This is a genomic window from Vibrio ziniensis (assembly GCF_011064285.1).
Taxonomy (GTDB): domain Bacteria; phylum Pseudomonadota; class Gammaproteobacteria; order Enterobacterales; family Vibrionaceae; genus Vibrio; species Vibrio ziniensis.
Genome location: NZ_CP049332.1, coordinates 1,284,469 through 1,302,486, shown reverse-complemented (window position 1 = coordinate 1,302,486; position 18,018 = coordinate 1,284,469). Strand labels below are relative to the sequence as shown.

Below are 18,018 nucleotides of genomic sequence, written 5' to 3'. Positions count from 1 at the left end.
ATTTTGAAACATTAGTAACCTTTGTGTAAATTTTCACGCGAATTATAACTTATAAGAAATAGAGAAGTATGTCAGTTCATCAAGTTGCCTCAGATCTGGAGGTTCCAGTCGGAAAGACAGATCAGCTAGTTTCTACCACAGATCTAAAGGGCGTAATTACTTACTGTAATGAAACCTTCTGTCGAATTGCAGGGTTTGCAGAAAGTGAGTTATTGGGGCAGAACCATAATATTGTTCGCCACCCTGACATGCCTAAAGCGGCGTTTGCAGATATGTGGAGCCATCTAAAAAAAGGTCACCCTTGGCGTGGAATTGTTAAGAATCGTACCAAGACCAACGGTCACTATTGGGTTGATGCTTATGTAACGCCTATCTATGAAAATGGAAAGCTGGCGGGTTATCAATCAGTACGCGTTCAACCAAAACGTGCACGTGTTGAAACCGCAAGTAAAGCCTATCAAGCATTGTGTAAAATTGAAAAAGGCAGCAAGAGCTTTTCATTCAACCTTCCTTCTTCAGTTCGTTATGCAATCTTAGCGGGTTCATTGTCAGCGCCGTCATTAGCTTATTTTGCTTCTGCAACTAGTGCAGTACAGCTAATTTCTGGCTTATTGCCCGTTGCTGCTCTTGGTTTATTTTTCAGGAATGAGTTAGTTGATACGCCTCGTCAGATCAATAAGCTTAAACACAAATACGACAGTATTAGCCGCCTAATATATTCAGGTAATAGTGAATTCTCGTATGCGGATTATCATCTACGCATGTACTCAGCACGTATTCGCACTGTACTAGGGCGGATGGTCGATTCAGCGAGACCACTTTACACAACTTCTGAGCAACTAAATCAGACGTGTGTTGAAGTTAATCAAGCCCTTGAACAGCAAAATATTGATATTCAGAGCGTTATGAAAGCAACGGATTCAGTGGAATCCGCAGCGGATGCCGTGTCTAGCAGTACTAATGAAGCGTATGCTTTATTAGATCAAGCACAGAATCAATGTTTGAAAACGAAGCAAACCATTCAACAAACGCACAGTGATCTCGCGGCGCTAGCTGAACAAGCTGAGCGAGCAACAGGTACAACTCATCAATTGAATGAGCAAGCCCATATTGTGAGTAAGTTGATGGAAGAAATCGACGGAATCGCATCTCAAACTAATTTGCTTGCGCTAAATGCTGCTATCGAAGCGGCGAGAGCGGGAGAGCAAGGTCGAGGTTTCTCAGTCGTCGCTGACGAAGTTCGCGCATTATCGGGTAGAACACAAAACGCGACCCACCAGATCCAGAGCAGCCTGTCGACGATGTTAGTAACCATTGAATCGTGGCAGCAGGAAATTCAAGAAAGCCAAACACAAACACAAGCGTGTGGGTTAGTTGCTGAAGAAACGGGAAATCGACTCTATGAAGTAGAGCGTATGCTTTCTGATATGCAAACCTTAGTCGGTGATATGGCAAAATCAGCGGAAGCTCAGCGTGGATTGACTCAAGAGGTTAACCACCACATTCACTCCATCGCTTCTGCCGCTACGCAAAATGTTGCAGCAACGAATATGGTGAGTGAGCATAGCCGTGAAATGAAAGAGCAGGTTGATAACTTTATTACCCTTGCAGCTCGTTTCGAAGAGAAATAAAAGGCAGTTAAGTACTAAGTGAAAAATTACTAACCTTAGTTTTAGCACGTTAGAGCAAAAAAATCCCCGCTTTAGAGAGGGGATTTTTAGTATTAGAAATGCAATATTAAGCCAATAGCTCGTTTGCTTTCTCAACGACGTTTTCAACCGTGAAGCCGAACATCTTGAACAGTTGATCTGCTGGTGCAGATTCACCGAATGTTGTCATACCGATGATTTTGCCGTTTAGACCAACGTACTTGTACCAGTAATCCGCGATACCTGCTTCGATAGCGATACGTGCTGTTACGTCTGCTGGCAGAACTGCACTGCGGTAAGCGGCGTCTTGTTTGTCGAATGCATCGGTTGATGGCATTGAAACAACGCGTACTTGTTTACCATCAGCAGTAAGTTGTTCAGCTGCTTTCACAGCCAAATCAACTTCAGAGCCTGTTGCAATCAGGATTAGCTCAGGTTTGCCTGCACAATCTTTCAGGATGTAACCACCCTTAGCGATGTCAGCCACTTGCTCTGCTGAACGTGGTTGCTGTGCTAGATTTTGACGAGAGAAGATAAGCGCTGTTGGCGCGTCTTTACGCTCGATAGCCAGTTTCCAAGCTACTGCTGATTCAACCTGGTCACATGGACGCCATGTGCTCATGTTTGGAGTCAGGCGTAGAGAAGCGGTTTGCTCAACCGGTTGGTGAGTTGGACCATCTTCGCCAAGACCGATAGAGTCGTGCGTGTACACTTGGATGTTTTGCACTTTCATCAGTGCCGCCATACGCAGTGCGTTACGTGCGTATTCCATGAACATCAGGAAGGTTGCGCCGTAAGGAACGAAACCACCGTGTAGCGCGATACCGTTCATGATAGCCGTCATACCGAATTCACGAACACCGTAATGGATGTAGTTGCCTGATGCATCTTCTGGCGTGATTGACTTAGAGCCAGACCACATAGTTAGGTTTGAAGGTGCAAGGTCCGCCGAGCCGCCCATGAATTCAGGGAGCATTTTACCAAACGCTTCGAGTGCGTTTTGCGATGCTTTACGTGATGCGATGTTCGCTGGGTTTGCTTGAAGCTCAGCGATAACCGCGTTTGCTTTTTCTTCCCACTCAGCTGGAAGTTCGCCGTTCACACGACGTTTGAATTCTGCTGCTAGCTCTGGGTATGCCGCTGCATACGCTGCGAATTTTTGATCCCATGCTGCTTCTTTCGCTGCGCCCGCTTCTTTTGCATCCCACTGCGCGTAAATATCTGCTGGGATTTCAAACGGTGCGTATTCCCAACCTAGGAATTCACGTGCAGCTTTGATTTCATCAGCGCCTAGTGGAGCACCGTGACAGTCGTGTGAGCCCGCTTTGTTTGGCGAACCAAAACCGATGATAGTTTTAGTACAGATTAGAGTTGGACGACCTGTTTCCGCTTTCGCCGCGATGATTGCTGCGTTAATTGCTTCTGAATCGTGACCATCAACCGCTGGGATAACATGCCAGCCGTACGCTTCAAAACGTTTTGGCGTATCGTCAGCAAACCAACCTTCTACGTGACCATCGATAGAGATACCGTTGTCATCCCAGAATGCAATCAGTTTGCCCAGACCTAGTGTACCTGCTAGAGAACATGCCTCGTGCGAGATACCTTCCATCATACAGCCGTCACCCATGAACGCGTAGGTGAAGTGGTCAACGATGTCGTGGCCTTCTTTGTTGAACTGAGCAGCAAGCGCTTTCTCAGCCAGCGCCATACCCACAGCGTTAGTGATACCTTGACCTAGTGGACCAGTCGTGGTTTCAACACCTGGTGCATAACCGTACTCTGGGTGACCTGGGGTTTTTGAGTGAAGCTGACGGAAGTTCTTCAAATCTTCCATTGATAGCTCGTAACCAGTCAGGTGCAGCAGTGAGTAAATCAGCATCGAGCCATGACCGTTAGAAAGAATAAAACGGTCGCGGTCAACCCAGTTAGGGTTTTGTGGGTTATGGTTTAGGTGTGAACGCCAAAGTACTTCAGCGATATCCGCCATACCCATAGGTGCACCCGGGTGGCCAGAGTTAGCTTTTTGAACACCATCCATGCTTAGAGCACGGATTGCATTAGCCAATTGTTTGCGATTCATAGTCGTTACTCAGTTAAGTTTTAGTATTACTGCGAGCAGAGCGAACTCAGCTCAATTTGAAACAAGTATAAAAAGAGAAGCGAGTTAACACTCGCTTCTGAAATTTTGGATTAAAGCTTAGCTTCGATCATCGCTTCAAGTTTACCTTGGTCGATAGCGAAGTTGCGAATACCTTCTGCCAGTTTTTCTACAGCCATTGCATCTTGGTTGTGATCCCATAGGAATTCAGCGTGAGTCATCGCTGTTGGACGCGCTTTGTTGCCGTTAGAGTCAACAAGTTTCGCTACAACTTCGCCTTCTGCTGCTTCTAGTTCAGCAAGAAGTGAAGGAGCGATAGTTAGACGGTCACAGCCTGCTAGCTCAAGGATTTCGCCGATGTTGCGGAAGCTTGCGCCCATAACCACAGTTTTGTAGCCGTGTTCTTTGTAGTAGTTGTAAATGGTAGAAACAGATAGAACGCCTGGGTCTTCTTGTGCTGCGAAATCACGACCTTCTTTTGCTTTGTACCAGTCCATAATACGACCAACGAATGGAGAAATTAGGAACACGCCTGCTTCTGCACATGCGCGAGCTTGAGCAAATGAGAAAAGAAGAGTTAGGTTACAGTTGATGCCTTCTTTTTCTAGCACTTCAGCAGCACGGATGCCTTCCCAAGTAGAAGCCAGTTTAATAAGGATGCGATCGTTAGAGATGCCAGCGTCGTTGTACATCTTGATAAGTTGACGAGCTTTAGCAATGCTGCCTTCAGTATCGTAAGAAAGACGAGCGTCAACTTCAGTTGAGATACGACCTGGAATCGTTTTTAGGATTTCTTTACCGATGTTAACTGCAAGCATGTCACAAGTATCTTGAACTTGTTGCGCTTTGTCGTTGCTTTGAGTTTTCGCGTACTTGATCGCTTGATCGATAAGTGGTGCGTACTCTGCAATTTGAGCAGCTTTAAGAATTAGAGAAGGGTTAGTTGTTGCGTCTTCTGGTTGGTATTTTTTGATTGCTTCAATTTCACCGGTGTCTGCTACAACGGTAGTCAGTTTACGAAGTTGCTCTAATTTATTGCTCATTTCGATCGTCCTATTTCTCGTTTCTCGTTTCTCGTTGGGCTTTGCCTACCATTTAATATGCTTTCACCGAGTAAAAGAAGGTTACATAGCAAGACTGTGGCTTGGCATTGCAAACAGGTTAAGAAAACATTGTAGCTACTTTAGCGCTACATATAAGTTCAACAACGCTGTTCAATTCACATAAACATAATGTTTTTCACTGCCCGAACATTTGTAGTGAACATATGCTCGAGTAATGAGTAAATGATGTGCTCATATTTATATTATCTGTTGTGAATGTCAATTGTGATTTCTTGTTTCTAGTGACCTAAATCAACATTAATTTACTTGTGTTCATTGGCTTTAAAGGAAGAAACGATTGCGTATGCCTTGTAGTATGTAGCAAGTTTGCTGAATCTCTCAAATTTGTCGTGAGAATATGTAATTATAATGAGCAAATGTTGCATGTAGGAGTGGGTGTAACATATGCTAAGTCAATGAGCAGATGCTCACTCTCGATTATGATGAGCATAATTTCACTGAAAAGAGTCGATGATGAATAATCCAACCCCAGAAATCTCTTTAGAAAATACTGATTTATTAACCGAAGTTTCGGTCGCTTACTACCAAGATGGAGCGACTCAAGAGGAGATTTCTAAGAAGTTTGCACTTTCTCGCGCCAAAGTCGGCCGTTTGCTTAAACAAGCAAGGGATGAAGGGATTGTTGAAATCACAGTGAAATATCATCCGGTGTTCAGCGCTAAGATAGAGCAACGTTTAATTGAGCGTTTTGGCGTCAAGAGAGCACTTATCGCCTTAGATCAACCCAATGAAGAGCAGCAGCGTCAGCAAGTGGCTGGATTAGTCTCTCATTACTTAACCAACACTCTGAAAAACGGCATGGTGGTTAGCGTAGGACAAGGACGTAACGTTTCTGCTGTTGCCCATCATGTGGGCGTTATAACACCGCGCGATTGTAAGTTTGTCTGTGGTATCGGCGGTATCCACCCTCGTGGTGGCATGTTCAACGCTGACCATATCTGTCGTCAGTTGGCAAAAAAATACGGAGGTTCATCGGAAACCTTGTACGCACCCGCGTATGCAGAGAACCGAGATCAAAAGTTGGCGTTCATGCAAAACGCAACGGTTAAACAGACTCTTGATTTAGCACGTAAAGCAGATATGGCGCTGATTGGGATCGGTGATATGAGCGAGAACAGCTATATGGTCGATCTGGGTTGGTTTACCGCTGAAGAGGTAGTGCAATCTCGTTTGCAGCAAGGCGTAGTGGGGGATTTTGCCGGACATGACTTCTTCAATGTTCAGGGTGAAATTGCCAATACAGTGATGAACGATCGCGTCATTGGTTTGAGTATCGATGAATTCCGCTTGGTTTCCGAAGTGGTTGCGATAGCCGCCGAAAACAGTAAGCCTTTGGCATTATTAGGGGCTCTACGGACCGGCGCTATTGATGTGATTGCAACTAGCGTAAGTAATGCGTTGACCGTTTTGAACCTTGACGAGCAAATGAGTGGTATTACGCCTTCACAAAATTTATAGAAAGATTAACGAAGCCTGTTCACACCACATTTTGCTCACATCAGATAAGGAGGCGTTGGCCTCCTTTGTTCTATTTGATGCACACACAAATCTCTAAGCCGGGTGATTAATCGCCACATTTCTAGAGTGAGGTGAATGTCACGACTACTTTTTAAACAGTGCAAGATTTGTACATCAAACTCTCATTTCACCGAAAGCCGTATTGCTATTTCTCATTATCCATTTCATAACAATAGTGAAACATTAAATTTATAACTCTAGAATGACATGTTGAAGGAGCACTTATGTATCAAAAACTAAGGACTGGTTTATTAGCGGTAACGATGGCTTTTTCTCTGCCAGCGATGGCTGAAAACTACACGATTGGTACGGGAAGTCAGAGTGGTACTTATTATCCGTTAGGCGGTATGCTGGCTAAAATCTGGAGCGAAAATCTACCAGACTTCAATATGCGTGCTGAAGTGACAGCAGCATCGGTAGAAAACACGATTAAGGTATCAACGGACAAGCAGTTGGTGGGTATTGCACAAGGCAACGTAGTACTTCAGGCTGCAAATGGTGTTAAACCGTTTCCGAAAAAACTTGATGTATCGGTACTGTTTTCTCTTTATCCAAACGTGGTGCAATTCATCGTTCCTGCGAAATCCGATATCAAATCTATTGCTGACTTAAAAGGCAAACGCATTTCACTTGGTGCTCCGGGTTCTGGCACGCGTGTTAGTGCGGTAAACATCCTCAATACTCTGGGTATCACTGAAGATGACATCACAGCGCAATCACTAAACTACACGGCAACGACCAGTGCACTTGCAAACAACCAAATTGACGCAGGCGTAGTGGTAGGCAGCGTTGGTGTTGGTGCGATCACTGAGCTTGCGTTAACTCGTGATATTCGAATCATTAGCTTCAGCGAAGATGAGTTGGCGAAAATCACCAAAGATTATCCATCATACATTCAGATTGATGTGCCAGCAGACGCCTACAACAAAGTTCCGGCGTTTAAAGCGCCAGCAGTATGGAACGTACTGGTTGTGAACAACAATATGAGTGAAGAAATGGCTTACAACATGACTAAAGTGGCTTTTGAAAATATGGACAAAATCCGCCAAGTGATTGATGTAACTAAATACACTACGATTGAGAATATGGCCAAGCTCCAAGGCATATCGCTTCACCCTGGTGCTGAGAAGTATCGTAAAGAACAAATGAAGTAAGTTGTAATGTTTGGTGGGAAGTCTTGACTCTGAACGGTTGGGCTTCCTGCAAACCAAATGGACGATAAGTAATGTTACATGGAGTAAGTGATGAGTAAGGTTCATCCTAGTAACCAAAAAATTACCAATGTCATTGTTACGATAGCCGCGATTGCGGCTATCGCTCTTTCTGTTTTTCAGATTTGGCAGGGGATTGTGGCAAACCTAGCCGCCCCTGTTTTTAGACCCATTCACGTTAGCTGGGTATTAGCGCTGGTGTTCTTGGCTTACCCACTATTTAGCGATCGTAAACCGTTTCCTATTTATCTGCTTGGGCGAATCATTGATATCGTCTGCGTTGGATTGACATGCTGGGCATCGACACAAATAGCTTTATTTGATTACGACGACATCAGCTTTTTGCTTGATGGCTTGCAGTCGGCTGATCAGGCTGCGGGTGTGGTTCTCATACTTCTGCTATTGGAAGCAACACGTAGAACTGTTGGCTTAGTAATGGTGCTGATAGCTGCGCTATTTTTGCTCTACGCTATGTTTGGTAATGTGCTACCAGACAACATTGCCAGCAAAGGCTTTAGCGTTGAAGAGATTATTCGTTTCCATATTTACTCAACGAACGGTGTATACGGCGCTCCGCTAGCGATTGCCGCTGGTGTGGTATTTATGTTTGTACTGTTTGGGGCTTTTTTGCAAGTCACGGGAGCAGGACAGTTCTTTATCGACATGGCGTTTTCAGTCGCGGGTAAATATCGAGGAGGTCCGGCGAAGGCGAGTGTCATCGCTTCTGCTGCACTGGGTTCTATTTCCGGCTCTGCGATTGCGAACACAGTAACCACCGGCGCTTTAACTATCCCGATGATGAAAAAGTTAGGATACAAGGCTGAGCAAGCTGCGGGGATTGAAGCCGCGGCCTCAACAGGCGGGCAGATCATGCCACCAGTAATGGGCGCAGGCGCATTTGTCATGGCTCAGTTTACTGGTATTCCTTATAGCGAAATCTTAATTGTTTCTATTGCACCTGCCATTCTGTATTTTGCGTGTACCTTGCTTTATGTCCACCTCATGGCGTGTAAGCTGGATCTACAAGGCATGACCCAAACAGAAAAAATCGTCACGGTTTTGCAAAATGGTTGGCACTATCTGGTTCCACTGATTCTTATCACAGTGTTACTGATGATGAGTTATTCACCGGTATTGGTAGGGGTGGTTGGTTGTGCCGCCATTCTGCTTGCTGCGATGACCCGTAAACACAGCCGAATTAGTTTGAAACTGTTCTTGGAAGGGTTAAAAGAAGGGGCACTATTGGCGCTACCAATATCAGTTGCCTGTGCAACTGCCGGTATTGTTGTGGGAGTAGTAGGGCAAACAGGTATAGGTCTTCAATTTACCCAGTTCCTTATCGCTATGTCTGGTGGCTATTTATGGTCAGCGTTAGCGCTTATCGCTCTAGCTGCTGTCATTTTGGGTATGGGACTTCCTGTTACCGCAGCCTATATCGTACTGTCAATTATGGCTGTTCCTGCATTGATGGACTTCGGTGTCACGCTTCTCTCTGCTCATATGATCGTATTCTGGTTATCCCAAACATCGAACGTAACCCCACCAATTGCACTTGCGGCATTTGCAGGAGCGGGAATTGCCAACGCTTCGCCAATGCGATCCGCGGTTCAGGCTTTTAAATTGGCGCAAGGCTTCTTCTTAATTCCAGCCATGATGGCGTTTTCCGGACTGATCTGGGTAGAAGGTGAACATCTGCATTTCACCATTGGCATCATTTCTACCATCAGCTTGTTTGTGGCATTTGCAGGCGGTATTGAAGGGCGTTTATTTGTGCCATTGTTATTATGGCAGCGCGCTGTTTTGCTCTGTATGGCGTTAGGTGTGCTGTTCCTGTCTGATTTAAACCGTTTACTGGCGCTTGTGGTCATTATTGTGGTTTGTCTGCTGAATTACCGACAGCAGAACAGAATGCTCTCTTAGGTTTAAAGGCCTAGGTTTAAATGCTCAGGTTTAAACGAGTAGAAAACAAGAAGGCCGTCATAATGACAGCCTTCTTTTTCAATGAGAAAAGTCATCGACTTTTCTCAGACTAGTGTTCTAAAGATTAAGCTTCTAAACAAAGCCTATTGTTGTAGTTTGGCTTTCGCTTCTTCTACTTTCGAAAAATCCAAACCGAGTTCTTCAACAGCTTCTTTAATAAGTGCAGGATTTTGCATCACTTGCCCCATCAAAAGTTGAAGCTGCTCTTGAGGTAAACCGAGTTGACCGACAATCGCCATCGCTGCAAACGGGTTTTGAGTCAATGCTTGGAATAGCTCTTGGATTTTGTCGTTGTCTACATTGTTCTCTTTTAGCAGAGCAATAATTGGGTTCATTTCATTACCTTTAAATAACTAACCTAGTGGTTTCTTAAATCACAATCGGGCGCAGTGTATATCAATTGCTGCCGATGTTTAATCTTTTAACTGAGCTTCAACTACAGCTAGAGTAAACAATTAACCAGCGTTATTTGCCGTTGCAATCGGTAACTCAGATGAAGCTCCCCATTCTGTCCATGAACCATCATAAACAGAGAGGTTTTCATAACCGCAAACCAATGCTGCTAATAGTACAATGCATGCAGTAACACCTGAGCCACAGCTGAATAGGTATTCGTCTGCATCTTTGATCAGCGTTGATTTTAAAATAGCAGCAAGTTCATTGGCGGTTTTGAGCTTATGCCCATCCATTAATTCAGCAAATGGCAGGCAACAAGAATTTGGAATATGCCCGCTGCGCAATCCAGGGCGAGGCTCTGCAACTTGAGAAAGGAAGCGAGCACGTGAACGAGCATCTACCGTTAAGCTGGTTTCATCTTCAATTTTCGCTTTTACGTATTCGGCATCAACGAAATAATTCGTTTGCAACGTGCCGTTAAAGTCACCTTTCTCTAGATTAGCAAGATATTCTTGAGTGACGTTGTAACCTTGTGCTTTCCATTCGGTTAATCCACCATTGAGTATATAGACCTGTGAATGACCAAAAGCTCTAAACATCCACCAAGCTCTAGGAGAGGCAAAAGTACCACTGTTGTCATAAACAATGATGATTGAATCGTTGTTGATTCCTAGTTCTTGGGCTAAATGATTAAAGCGCTCTTCGTTTGGCATCATGTGCGGTAGTGGAGAGTTGATATCACAGAAGTCTTTGTCGTAATCGAATCGACGGGCATTGGGGATTTTATTAACCCAATCTTTTTCAGACTCAGATGGGATCTGAAATTCAAGGCTGCTGTCTAGGATAACTAAACGAGGATCATCCAAATGCTCGGCAAGCCATTCAGGTGTAACTAGTGGTGACATTCAACAAATCCTTAGTTGTGCTCACGTAAAACTCAGTCCCTTAAAGTACCCAATTAAGGGCAAGAAAGAAATCGGTAATAAACATCTTGCTGCTCAGTTAGGACTTTCTGCACAGTGATCACATCACCGACATGGCATTCTGTGGTCGGTGACACACTGATAAGCTGCTTTCCAGTATCCTCTGATTCAACGAGCAAATAACGTCTTTGCCCATCGAGAGATTGGGTGAGTGTGTTGTCAATCAGACGTACTTGAAGAGTGGTTTGAGTACGCGCTGGCCGCAATGACACTAGAGCGACCAGTACTAACGTCAGCAGCAATAACAATATGGTGAGTTTCTTTGCTGAAGACATCTGAAGGAAGGTTACTTGCTGCAAGTAGGGCAATGAGGCTGTTTCATCAACTTCATTTCGCGCCATGACATGGTCATGGCATCGAGCATCAGAATTTTGCCTTGAATCGGCTTACCCAAACGTGCAATGACTTTAATCGCTTCCATCGCCTGAACTGCGCCAATAATGCCCACTACCGGTGCCATCACACCAGCCTCTACACAAGAAAGTGCATTGCTGCCGAACAGTGCGCTTAAACACTGGTAACAAGGTTCGCTTTCATCCTGATAAGTAAACACGCTTACTTGTCCTTCCATGCGAATGGCAGCACCTGAAACCAACGGGGTTCTAGATTGGTAGCACAAACGATTAAGCTGATTTCGAGTATCAACGTTATCGCTGGCATCCAGAACCAAATTATGGTCTTGAATCAGGCTTAACAGAGCTTCGTCATCCAGCCTTTTTGCGATTGTGTTGATATGCAGTTCAGGATTCAGTTCTTTCAATGCTTGAGCAGCAGATTCAACTTTGAGTTTGCCAATGTCTGCGTCATGGTGGAGTACCTGACGCTGCAGATTAGAAAGCTCAACTTTGTCATCATCAATCAAAGTGAGTTTGCCAATGCCAGCAGTGGCGAGATATTGGCTCGATGCACACCCTAAACCACCTGCACCCAATATCAAAATTGAGGACTGCTTCAGTGCTTCTTGTCCTTCAAAATCAAACGCTTTGAGAATGATCTGACGGTTGTAACGCAGCATTTCTGCATCGCTTAGGATTTCCATACTCGAACCTAATATAACGTTGAGTTAAACAGTTGAATGCTCACAGTCTCACCGACTTCAATACTGCCGCGTTCGCGTTCAAGCACCACAAAACAGTTCGCTAAACTCATAGAACGAAACGCACCAGAGCTCTGATTACCAGTAGTTTCGACAACGAACTGACCGTTCTCGATTGAGTAAATACCACGTTGATAATCCGTTCTGCCCGGTACTTTCTTAAACGCAGTACGAGTAATCGCAGGGATTGATTCCGGCGCTTTCCACTGGGTGTGTCCAGCAAGCTTAGCGATCATTGGCTGAACCAGTACATACATGGTTAACACTGCTGAGACAGGGTTACCTGGAAGACCACAGAACCAAGCATCGCCAAGAGAACCAAAGGCGAAGGGCTTACCCGGCTTGATGGCCAGTTTCCAAAAACCAATTTGACCCACTTCATCAAGGATATCTTTAGTGAAATCCGCTTCACCAACGCTGACGCCACCAGATGTAACGACCACATCAGCGAGACTTTGCGCTTTTTCAAACGTTTCTTTCAGGGTTTTAGGGCAGTCAGGGATGATACCCAAATCAATAGGTTCACAGCCAAAATTAATGATTAGAGGCTTAATACCGTAGCGATTGCTGTCATAGATTTCGCCAGCTTTTAGCTGCGTGCCTAATGGCTTCAACTCATCGCCAGTTGAGAAAAAAGCAATTTTAGGCTTTCTAAAAACAGTTAAGTGGCTGACACCCAAAGTCGCAATCATCGGAATATCACGAGCAGTTAGGCGCGCGCCTTTAGTCAGCACAATGTCACCTTGATGAATATCATCACCGACAGGTCGAATATTGCAGTTAGGCTTTACCTGAGTCTGGCAGAAAACCACGCCGTCTTCGGTGATGGTAGCTTGTTCTTGCATGATCACCGCATCACAACCTTGTGGAACTTGCGCGCCCGTCATAATACGTACGCAAGTCATAGGTGACCATTCACCTTCAAAAGGCTGACCGGCGAAAGATTTTCCCGCAACAGGTAGAGGTTGGTTTTGCGCTAATTCGTTTATTCTAACCGCGTATCCATCCATGGCAGAGTTATCAAATGGTGGAACGTTGATAGGGGATAGAATGTCTTCTGCAAGTACAAAGCCAATGGCCTCTGCGAGCGGGAGTTGAAGTGTTGATTGGATTGGTTTAATGCCTGCCAGCATTTTTTCTAAAGCTTCTTCAAGAGGCATTAAGCCCGGAGCATCACAGCAGCCCATTCTTTATTCCTGTTGTCTTTTTTATTTGCGGATACTCTAACATAGTAGAGCTATTTGCCTATGCCCTTTTTAGGGATAGCGGCATTGGGCGTTTTGACAGATAGGCGGCAATATTTCCACCTATAAAATAGGGGTGTAATTATGTAAGAATCCGAGTATCCTTGTCAGCCATCCGAAAGGGGTAAAGTAAGAGGAATGTGAATGTCATCAGGTCTTAGCGAATCAGCAAAGTTAGTAAAAGATGCGCTAGAGCGCCGTGGTTTGGAAACGCCAATGCAACCAAATACGGTGAGTCGTGAAGAGAAGAAAGAAAAGATTGAGAATCACATGCGTGAAATCCTCAATTTACTTGGCCTTGATCTGACCGATGATAGTCTTGAAGAAACGCCACATCGTATTGCGAAAATGTATGTGGATGAGATATTCTCTGGGCTGGATTACGCTAATTTTCCAAAAATCACTGTGATTGAAAACAAGATGAAAGTAAGTGAAATGGTGAAAGTGAAAGACATCACTGTTACCAGCACTTGTGAGCATCACTTAGTCACTATCGATGGAAAAGCTGCGGTTGCTTATATCCCGCGTGGCAAAATTATTGGTCTGTCAAAGATCAACCGTATTGTTCGCTTCTTTGCTCAGCGTCCTCAAGTTCAAGAGCGTATGACGCAGCAAATTCTGGTTGCTCTGCAAGCTCTACTAGAGTCAGACGATGTGGCGGTTACAATTGATGCTACACATTACTGCGTAAAATCTCGTGGTGTCATGGACGCGACCAGCGTAACGACAACAACGGCATTGGGGGGGATTTTTAAATCAAACCCAGCAACGCGCGCTGAATTTCTTCACGGTTTACGTTGAACAGCAGCTGTTAATAGCAAAGTAAGAATACAAAAAGGGCATCCATAGAGATGCCCTTTGTTCATTTCAGCTATTGAAAGATTTACATCGATTCGCCTACTTGAGCAACTAACAGTACATCGTTGCCTTCTTTGTCGGCATCTTGTTGATGTGTCGCTTTGAAGTACACGAAACCAAGAGCAAACAAACCGACAAAAATAAGCGTTAGCAGGAAGTTGTAGTAAACCATAGCAACCAGTGCTAATACGGCTAACACAAGTGCAACTGCAGGTGCGTATGGGTAAAGCGGTGCACGGAACGGACGCTCTAAAGTTGGTTCAGTTGAGCGCAGCTTGAATAGTGCAAGCATTGAAATGATGTACATAACAATCGCACCAAATACCGCCATCGTTACGATGTTTGCTGTGAGCGGCTGACCGCCAATCACAATCAGATTGTCTGAAAAAATCGCCGCGATACCGACAACACCACCAGAAATGATTGCCCAGTGTGGGGTTTGGAAACGTTGGTTTACTTGAGATAGTGACTTAGGTAAGAAACCGGCGCGTGATAGGGCAAAAATCTGGCGAGAGTAACCCATGATGATGCCGTGGAAAGATGCAATCAGACCAAACAGACCTAGCCATACCAGCATATGTAGCCAACCACTGGATTCACCGACAATCATCTTCATTGCTTGAGGCAGTGGATCGTTGATGTTTGAAAGTTCACGCCAGTCACCTGCGCCACCTGCAAAGAACATAACGCCAACCGCTAGAACAACCAGCGTTAGAATACCTGAAACAAATGCGATTGGAATGGTACGTTGCGGATCTTTCGCTTCTTCTGCTGCCATTGAAGCGCCTTCAATTGCTAGGAAGAACCAAATAGCAAAAGGAATTGCTGCGAAGATCCCTGACATTGCTTCACCAGAGAACACATCACTACCAGCCCAACCATTTGCAGCAAAGTTTGCAAATGAGAAACCAGGAGACACAACACCCATAAATACGAGTAGTTCCACGATAGCAAGAATGGTGACACACAATTCAAAAGTAGCCGCAATGCTAACGCCAACCAAATTGAGACCCATGAAGATAATGTAAGCCACCACTGCGACCAGTTTAGGGTCGAGAGTAGGGAACTGAACATTCAAGTAAGCACCGATTGCCATAGCAATGGCTGGTGGGGCGAAGACAAACTCTACTAAAGTTGCGAAACCTGCAATATAGCCACCTACAGGACCAAAAGCACGGTAAGCATACGCAAATGGTCCACCCGCGTGTGGAATTGAAGTGGATAGCTCAGTAAAGCTAAAAATAAACGCAGTGTACATGGTAGCAATGATGATGGTTGTGATCAGGAAGCCTAGTGTGCCCGCCTGTGACCATCCGTAGCTCCAACCGAAGTATTCTCCAGAAATTACGAGGCCAACAGCGATGCCCCATAACTGAAATTTTCCTAAAGTCCGTTTTAGACCTGTTTTGTTGTTTTCCATACAGCAATCCCTAAAAATCCTTGGTGATTAAAAAATGGTTATTTAAAAGTGGTTAGTGAAAAAAATTGTGCGTTTGATTTTTGTTCAAGCAGGGAATCGTCGGAGCGATCTTTCAATCCCACGCCTGTCAATTTGAGTTGGCGAGATTCAGACAACAGATAGAAACACTTATGAGCCGCTGCTTGGTATGGCAATCCTTCAGGGCGCACGTTTGAAATGCAGTTTCTAAGTGAGTCTTCTTTTCCTCGGTGCGGATTCCATGTCAGATAGAGTCCTAAGCTGTCCGGTGAACTGAGTCCCGGTCTTTCTCCTACCAGCACCAATACTTCTTTGGCATTAATAGATTCGCCAACATCGTCACCTACAGCGACTCGCCCTTGGTGAACTATGCATAAAGGCGCAATATTCCATTCGTGTTTGGTATCCTGTGCGAGCTGTGACACCAATGCATCCAAGAATGGTGCGGCGTGGTGGTTGATGGCATAGGATGAAAGACCATCAGCAATTACTATCGCTAAGTCATAAGGTGTCGGCGTTTGGTCACTGTGCTTTTTGAGTGTATCAATGGACATTTCATCCAGCTTACGGCCTAAATCTGGTCGTTGCAGATACGTCAGCCTGTCAGTGGCTTGGCTATGCAAAGAGAAAGCAGGCAAGTAGTTAGATAACGAAGCATTGTCTGCGAGGTCGGCAACCAACTTTTGTTCGTCGAGCGGCACATGCACTGCATCGATTGCTTGAGCGTGTGAGAGCTGAAAACGCAGTAACTCTTCTGTTGGGATACTTGTTCCGACACGTCCAATACCAATACGAGCCTGCGTGAATTGGCGGAGCTTATTCCATGGATCTTGATGAACCAGTTGATTCAGTTCAACGACATTGCTCATCGTGACTCCTTAACTAAACCTAGTGGTGTTTGGAAGTGTGGTGAAAGATTATTTGCTAACTGAGACTGATTATCTTGGCTGAAAATCTCCATACGTTTTAACCAAGCTTCAAATTCTGGCGCTGGTTTCAAACCCAGCACTTGGCGCGCATACAAAGCATCATGGAAAGAGGTGGTTTGATAGTTCAGCATAATGTCATCAGAACCCGGAATGCCCATGATGAATGAGCATTCGGCTACGCCAAGCAGTGTCAGTAGGTTGTCCATGTCGTTTTGATCTGCGTAGGCGTGGTTGGTGTAGCAAATATCACAGCCCATAGGTAATCCCAGCAGCTTGCCGCAGAAGTGATCTTCAAGTCCTGCTCGGGTGATCTGTTTTCCATCAAACAAGTATTCAGGGCCAATAAATCCCACCACAGTGTTTACGAGCAACGGCTTAAATTTGCGAGCGAGAGCGTAAGCCCGTGCTTCACAGGTTTGCTGATCGACATTGTGGTGACCATTTGCAGAAAGGGCGCTGCCTTGACCAGTTTCAAAGTACATGACGTTATTACCGACCGTGCCGCGTTTCAGACTCTGGGCTGCATCGTACGCTTCTGCAAGTACATTGATATTGACCCCAAAACCTTGGTTGGTCGCTTCTGTACCGCCTATAGACTGGAAAACTAAGTCCACTGGAGCGCCTTTTTCAATGCACTCTATGGTGTTGGTCACATGGGTTAGCACACAGCTTTGGGTTGGGATGTCGTAGTGTTGGATGACTTCATCCATGAGCTTCATTAGCTTTGTGGCTTGGCTAACACTGTCTGTGGCTGGGTTGATACCAATAACGGCATCACCATTACCGTACATTAAACCGTCGAACATTGATGCCGCTATGCCGCTGACATCATCGGTAGGGTGGTTAGGTTGCAAACGAGTAGAAAGACGACCCGGTAGGCCGATAGTGTTACGAAATGCCGTGATTACTTGGCATTTTTTGGCAACTAATATGAGGTCTTGGTTGCGCATTATTTTGCTAACAGCCGCTGCCATTTCAGGCGTGATGCCTTTACTGACACGAGAAATTTCCACAGAGGTTGTCGATTCCTGCAACAGCCAGTTTCGAAAATCTCCAACGGTTAAATGAGCAATTTCCAGAAATGCTTGTGCATCGTGTTCATCAATAATGAGTCGAGTGATCTCGTCTTTCTCATACGGGATTAGCAGATCTTGTAGGAAGGTCTTCAATGGCAAGTCGGCTAGTACCATCTGTGCTACCACCCTTTCTTCTGCAGAAGATGCAGCAACGCCTGCCAGTTGATCTCCGGAGCGTAGGGGCGATGCTTTAGCCATCACTTCTTTAAGTGATGCAAACTGGTAGGTTTGGCTACCTAGTTGATATCGATAGTTTGGACCCATAGGACCTCTCAAACTGGGTGTGAACTTTGCATTTAAGTTGATTATTGAGGTTGCTAGTTTCGTTCCTTTGCTATGACGGAAATGTGCAAAATTGAAAATTTATTTAAAAACATGAACTTGAAGTAACTGCTGTTTGGTTGTGGTGCAAGGA

At 45.0% G+C, this 18,018-nt stretch carries 15 protein-coding genes; 5 read left to right on the top strand and 10 right to left on the bottom strand.

Annotated features, from left to right (window positions below):
- Positions 1–68: 68 nt before the first annotated feature.
- On the top strand, positions 69–1,631 hold the full coding sequence (locus tag G5S32_RS20835; protein WP_165314051.1) for a methyl-accepting chemotaxis protein: 1,563 nt from the start codon (positions 69–71) through the stop codon (positions 1,629–1,631).
- A 106-nt stretch (positions 1,632–1,737) separates the two neighbouring features.
- Here G5S32_RS20835 and tkt read toward each other — a convergent pair whose 3' ends face one another.
- Together tkt and tal are read right to left on the bottom strand one after the other, a co-directional pair.
- A complete protein-coding gene (tkt, locus tag G5S32_RS20830; RefSeq protein ID WP_165314050.1) occupies positions 1,738–3,732 on the bottom strand; it encodes a transketolase in 1,995 nt (664 codons plus the stop codon).
- Positions 3,733–3,842: 110 nt separating this feature from the next.
- Complete coding sequence (gene tal / locus G5S32_RS20825; protein WP_165314049.1) at positions 3,843–4,793, bottom strand: transaldolase; 951 nt, start codon at positions 4,791–4,793, stop codon at positions 3,843–3,845.
- Positions 4,794–5,327: 534 nt separating this feature from the next.
- On the opposite strand from tal, the gene G5S32_RS20820 reads away from it, so the two are divergent.
- The 3 genes from G5S32_RS20820 (at position 5,328) to G5S32_RS20810 (ending at position 9,523) form a co-directional block, all read left to right on the top strand.
- Entirely contained in the window at positions 5,328–6,332 is a 1,005-nt protein-coding gene (locus tag G5S32_RS20820) for a sugar-binding transcriptional regulator (RefSeq protein WP_165314048.1), read from the top strand.
- 284 nt (positions 6,333–6,616) lie between these two features.
- Complete coding sequence (locus G5S32_RS20815) at positions 6,617–7,546, top strand: TAXI family TRAP transporter solute-binding subunit (RefSeq protein ID WP_165314047.1); 930 nt, start codon at positions 6,617–6,619, stop codon at positions 7,544–7,546.
- Positions 7,547–7,636: 90 nt separating this feature from the next.
- The gene (locus G5S32_RS20810; RefSeq protein ID WP_165314046.1) at positions 7,637–9,523 is read left to right on the top strand and encodes a TRAP transporter permease; all 1,887 of its coding nucleotides are present in this window, start codon (positions 7,637–7,639) and stop codon (positions 9,521–9,523) included.
- Between the two features lie 143 nt (positions 9,524–9,666).
- Here G5S32_RS20810 and G5S32_RS20805 read toward each other — a convergent pair whose 3' ends face one another.
- The 5 genes from G5S32_RS20805 to moeA all read right to left on the bottom strand — a co-directional run bounded on the left by G5S32_RS20805 (position 9,667) and on the right by moeA (position 13,245).
- On the bottom strand, positions 9,667–9,918 hold the full coding sequence (locus tag G5S32_RS20805; RefSeq protein ID WP_165314045.1) for a DUF2999 family protein: 252 nt from the start codon (positions 9,916–9,918) through the stop codon (positions 9,667–9,669).
- Positions 9,919–10,038: 120 nt separating this feature from the next.
- Positions 10,039–10,884: a sulfurtransferase gene (locus G5S32_RS20800; protein ID WP_165314044.1), complete on the bottom strand. Its 846-nt coding sequence runs from the start codon at positions 10,882–10,884 to the stop codon at positions 10,039–10,041.
- Between the two features lie 53 nt (positions 10,885–10,937).
- Positions 10,938–11,303: a hypothetical protein gene (locus G5S32_RS20795; protein ID WP_165314043.1), complete on the bottom strand. Its 366-nt coding sequence runs from the start codon at positions 11,301–11,303 to the stop codon at positions 10,938–10,940.
- Positions 11,249–12,001 carry a molybdopterin-synthase adenylyltransferase MoeB gene (gene moeB, locus G5S32_RS20790; protein WP_165314042.1) on the bottom strand — a complete coding sequence of 251 codons (753 nt, stop codon included), beginning with the start codon at positions 11,999–12,001 and terminating at the stop codon, positions 11,249–11,251. The genes G5S32_RS20795 and moeB overlap by 55 nt, the downstream gene beginning before the upstream one ends.
- An 8-nt stretch (positions 12,002–12,009) precedes the next feature.
- Positions 12,010–13,245, bottom strand: a complete 1,236-nt coding sequence (moeA, locus tag G5S32_RS20785) for a molybdopterin molybdotransferase MoeA (protein WP_165314041.1) — start codon at positions 13,243–13,245, stop codon at positions 12,010–12,012.
- A gap of 201 nt (positions 13,246–13,446) precedes the next feature.
- Here moeA and folE point away from each other — a divergent pair, with 201 nt between their 5' ends.
- Entirely contained in the window at positions 13,447–14,103 is a 657-nt protein-coding gene (gene folE / locus G5S32_RS20780; RefSeq protein ID WP_165314040.1) for a GTP cyclohydrolase I FolE, read from the top strand.
- A gap of 82 nt (positions 14,104–14,185) precedes the next feature.
- Here folE and eat read toward each other — a convergent pair whose 3' ends face one another.
- The 3 genes from eat to G5S32_RS20765 are packed head-to-tail and all read right to left on the bottom strand — an operon-like array spanning position 14,186 to position 17,867.
- A complete protein-coding gene (gene eat, locus G5S32_RS20775; RefSeq protein ID WP_165314039.1) occupies positions 14,186–15,580 on the bottom strand; it encodes an ethanolamine permease in 1,395 nt (464 codons plus the stop codon).
- A gap of 38 nt (positions 15,581–15,618) precedes the next feature.
- Positions 15,619–16,467 (bottom strand): ethanolamine ammonia-lyase subunit EutC, encoded by an 849-nt coding sequence (gene eutC / locus G5S32_RS20770; RefSeq protein WP_165314038.1) that lies wholly within the window; start codon positions 16,465–16,467, stop codon positions 15,619–15,621.
- Positions 16,464–17,867 (bottom strand): ethanolamine ammonia-lyase subunit EutB, encoded by a 1,404-nt coding sequence (locus tag G5S32_RS20765; protein WP_165314037.1) that lies wholly within the window; start codon positions 17,865–17,867, stop codon positions 16,464–16,466. The genes eutC and G5S32_RS20765 overlap by 4 nt, the downstream gene beginning before the upstream one ends.
- Between the last annotated feature and the right edge of the window lie 151 nt (positions 17,868–18,018).

Bases quoted from the DNA above. Each gene is read 5' to 3' on its own strand.
- G5S32_RS20835 (WP_165314051.1), top strand. From the start codon at position 69: ATGTCAGTTCATCAAGTTGCCTCAGATCTGGAGGTTCCAGTCGGAAAG.
- tkt (WP_165314050.1), bottom strand. From the start codon at position 3,732: ATGAATCGCAAACAATTGGCTAATGCAATCCGTGCTCTAAGCATGGAT.
- tal (WP_165314049.1), bottom strand. From the start codon at position 4,793: ATGAGCAATAAATTAGAGCAACTTCGTAAACTGACTACCGTTGTAGCA.
- G5S32_RS20820 (WP_165314048.1), top strand. From the start codon at position 5,328: ATGAATAATCCAACCCCAGAAATCTCTTTAGAAAATACTGATTTATTA.
- G5S32_RS20815 (WP_165314047.1), top strand. From the start codon at position 6,617: ATGTATCAAAAACTAAGGACTGGTTTATTAGCGGTAACGATGGCTTTT.
- G5S32_RS20810 (WP_165314046.1), top strand. From the start codon at position 7,637: ATGAGTAAGGTTCATCCTAGTAACCAAAAAATTACCAATGTCATTGTT.
- G5S32_RS20805 (WP_165314045.1), bottom strand. From the start codon at position 9,918: ATGAACCCAATTATTGCTCTGCTAAAAGAGAACAATGTAGACAACGAC.
- G5S32_RS20800 (WP_165314044.1), bottom strand. From the start codon at position 10,884: ATGTCACCACTAGTTACACCTGAATGGCTTGCCGAGCATTTGGATGAT.
- G5S32_RS20795 (WP_165314043.1), bottom strand. From the start codon at position 11,303: ATGGCGCGAAATGAAGTTGATGAAACAGCCTCATTGCCCTACTTGCAG.
- moeB (WP_165314042.1), bottom strand. From the start codon at position 12,001: ATGGAAATCCTAAGCGATGCAGAAATGCTGCGTTACAACCGTCAGATC.
- moeA (WP_165314041.1), bottom strand. From the start codon at position 13,245: ATGGGCTGCTGTGATGCTCCGGGCTTAATGCCTCTTGAAGAAGCTTTA.
- folE (WP_165314040.1), top strand. From the start codon at position 13,447: ATGTCATCAGGTCTTAGCGAATCAGCAAAGTTAGTAAAAGATGCGCTA.
- eat (WP_165314039.1), bottom strand. From the start codon at position 15,580: ATGGAAAACAACAAAACAGGTCTAAAACGGACTTTAGGAAAATTTCAG.
- eutC (WP_165314038.1), bottom strand. From the start codon at position 16,467: ATGAGCAATGTCGTTGAACTGAATCAACTGGTTCATCAAGATCCATGG.
- G5S32_RS20765 (WP_165314037.1), bottom strand. From the start codon at position 17,867: ATGGGTCCAAACTATCGATATCAACTAGGTAGCCAAACCTACCAGTTT.